The sequence below is a fragment of the Nonlabens sp. genome, assembly GCF_047636915.1.
Classification (GTDB): Bacteria; Bacteroidota; Bacteroidia; order Flavobacteriales; family Flavobacteriaceae; genus Nonlabens.
Window position 1 is genome coordinate 1 of the sequence record NZ_JBLIGN010000153.1, and the last position, 3,220, is coordinate 3,220.

At 36.3% G+C, this 3,220-nt stretch carries 3 protein-coding genes; 2 read left to right on the top strand and 1 reads right to left on the bottom strand.

What is annotated here, in order from left to right; translation table 11 throughout:
• Both ACJAT0_RS13040 and ACJAT0_RS13045 read left to right on the top strand, forming a co-directional pair.
• Window positions 1-868, top strand: an 868-nt coding sequence (locus ACJAT0_RS13040; RefSeq protein WP_415182006.1) for a hypothetical protein, incomplete at its 5' end; no start/stop codon positions are given.
• A 335-nt stretch (window positions 869-1,203) separates the two neighbouring features.
• Entirely contained in the window at window positions 1,204-1,383 is a 180-nt protein-coding gene (locus ACJAT0_RS13045; RefSeq protein WP_374002076.1) for a hypothetical protein, read from the top strand.
• Window positions 1,384-1,763: 380 nt separating this feature from the next.
• Here the strand turns inward: ACJAT0_RS13045 and lpdA are convergent, their stop codons facing one another.
• Window positions 1,764-3,155: a dihydrolipoyl dehydrogenase gene (lpdA, locus tag ACJAT0_RS13050; protein ID WP_415182007.1), complete on the bottom strand. Its 1,392-nt coding sequence runs from the start codon at window positions 3,153-3,155 to the stop codon at window positions 1,764-1,766.
• Window positions 3,156-3,220: the final 65 nt, after the last annotated feature.

The window sequence follows — 3,220 nt, forward strand, 5'->3', positions numbered from 1 at the left end:
TTTAATGTTCTGTGCCACTAATCTTTATGGTCAGACCTATGAATATTTAGGACTTTTAAAATTACCAGATAGTTCTTTAATCCCTTATAGACTCGACTTTAAAGAGACGAACGGAATGATCAAAGGTTATTCTTACACAGACCTCAATGGTCAACATGAAACTAAGGCTTCCATAGTAGGTAGGTATGATGATAAAGAGAACCTAATGGAATTTAGAGAGGTGGATATCATTTATACCAAGTCAGATATCAAACAGCTGGATTTTTGTAATGTTTATTTTACAGGTAATATGAGAAGACTAAATGGGCGATCAGAAATAGAAGGAACCTTTAAAGGGTATTATGACGATTTGACAAGCTGTATTGATGGAGAGCTGGTCATGACGGCAGCAGAGAAAATACAGAAACGCACCGATAAATTTCAAAAACGGGTAAACCGTATGAACCGCATTCCAGATAGTGTCAAGCAAAAAATCAATATGGATAAAATGTTCAATCGGTATGCAAAAAACGATTTGAAAGGCGGGGAGCGATTAAACATTTTCTGGAAAGAAGCATATTTAAAATTAATTATTTGGGATGATGGAGAAGTGGACGGAGATCAAATAGACCTGACCATTAACGGAAACAAGATATTAAGCGCTTACAGCCCTGTTGCCAAAAAGAAAGAGTTAGAACTTACCTTAAAAGATTCTGTTAACACCATTTCACTCAAAGCTATAAACTTAGGTAAGAAACCACCCAATACTGCAAAGGTTCAATTCCTAAAGAAAAATGGTGAAATCATAGACTTAGCCTCAAATCTTCAGTTGGGTGAAGAAGTAATCTTTGTGTTTTATAAAGAAAAACCAAAGGTTAAGAACCAGTAATTAGAGGTAACCAGTGTTTGATATCTTGAGAGTTAGAGTTTATTTATATCCAACAATAGCTACAAAACAAAACCATGAAAATCAAAATACTATTGAGTACTATAAATATTTTTTGCGCTAATACTTTTCTCAGGCTCAAGAAAGGTTTTCAATTCTACCAACTACTTTATCGAATTTAAAGAACCTATAGATCCTTGGAGCACCGTACTTGCGCTTCATGAATTAGCTGGATGTAGAGAAGTTAAAAATTGAGTTAGTGCTAGGAACAGGTTTTATCAAGTTTAGAGAAAAGCAGGAGTGGGTTTTTATTCATATCTAACGTCCATATAGTACGAATGCTTATAACAAGAGCTGGTGTAAACGCATATAGGATTGATCCTTATGTAAAATTACAAAGAGAACTCCAATTCACCGATCGTCTTAGCTTCTATACTGGTGCGGGAACCGTTTTTGATACGGATGCGGATCATTTAGTGCAATGCGATGAACTTGGTTTGCCTATTTTAACTCCTTAGGTTCAATTAGGCTTTCATTATAAAATGAGTAAAAATTGGACCGTGGACTAAGGAGCCAGCGAGATCTATTTACAAGACAACTAACTATTGATTTTAATAATGGCATAAAGACCAGTCCATTGAAGTCTTATAGGAGTGTTCAATTAGGGGGCGTACCATACATTTTACATCATAATTATTCCTGCTTTTTAAAAGATTAACTAGAATTATTTGAATAAGTTATTTAATTTTTGAATTTATAGCAAGAAGAAATAACTTTGAAGAATCAAAAAAAATTCCCTTTGAAACGCAGTTTCAAAGGGAATTTACAATATTACATTACATCTTTAATATAGCAACACTAAAACTCGTGCTTACTGCCACATAACTCCTGCCTAATACTATATGTGAATTACTTCACCATAAGCATCTGCAACAGCTTCCATAACCGCTTCACTCATTGTTGGGTGTGGATGAACTGTTTTTAGAACTTCATGTCCTGTAGTTTCTAGTTTTCTTGCGATAACAGCTTCAGCGATCATGTCGGTAACTCCTGCACCTATCATGTGACAACCTAACCACTCGCCATACTTAGCGTCAAAAATTACTTTTACAAATCCTTCTTTAGTTCCAGAAGCACTTGCTTTTCCAGAGGCACTGAAAGGGAATTTACCTACTTTAATATCATAACCTGCTTCCTTAGCTTGGGCTTCAGTCATGCCTACACTAGCAATTTCTGGATTAGAATACGTACATCCTGGGATGTTGCCATAATCTAATGGCTCCACATGCATGTTAGCTATTTTTTCTACACAAAGAATACCTTCGGCACTGGCTACGTGAGCTAGTGCTGGACCAGCAGTAATATCACCTATGGCATAATATCCAGGCAAATTGGTTTGGTACCATTGATTAACCAGTACTTTGCCGCGATCTGTAGATATTCCTATCTCTTCAAGACCTATGTTAGCAAGATTAGTTTCAATACCTACAGCACTAAGAACCACATCTGCTTCAATTACTTCTTCTCCTTTTTTAGTTTTCACCATGACTTTTACTACATCTCCAGAAGTATCAACGCTAGTCACTTCGCTAGAAGTCATTACTTTGATTCCAGATTTCTTGAAGCTGCGTTCCATTTGCTTAGAAATATCAATATCTTCCACCGGAACAATACGGTCTAGATACTCAATAATAGTAACTTCAGTTCCCATAGCATTATAGAAGTAAGCAAACTCTACGCCTATCGCTCCAGACCCTACAACAGCTAGTTTTTTAGGCTGCTCCTTTAAAGTCATTGCTTCCCGATATCCTATTACTTTCTTACCGTCTTGGGGTAAGTTAGGAAGTATGCGAGATTTTGATCCCGTAGCAATAATTATATGATCTGCTTCTACGGTCGAGGTGGATCCATCTTCAGCTTTTACTTCGATTTTCTTTCCTTTTTTTAGCGTACCGTAACCCATGATTACGTCAATTTTATTCTTTTTAAGAAGAAACTGTACTCCTTTACTCATTCCGTTAGCTATATCGCGACTGCGCTTTACAACAGCAGTAAAATCTTTATCTACATTTTCTACCTTAAGGCCATAATCTTCGGCATGCTTCAGGTAATTGAACACGTCAGCACTTTTTATAAGTGCTTTAGTAGGGATACAACCCCAGTTTAAACATACACCACCTAAAGATTCCTTTTCAACGATTGCCGTTTTTAATCCCAGTTGTGACGCCCGTATTGCCGTTACATATCCTCCAGGTCCACTACCTAAAACGATCACATCATATTTACTCATATCAGTCATTTATTAAGAATCACAAAAATATGGAATAAAGTCCAATGGATTGTAAATTTGCACAA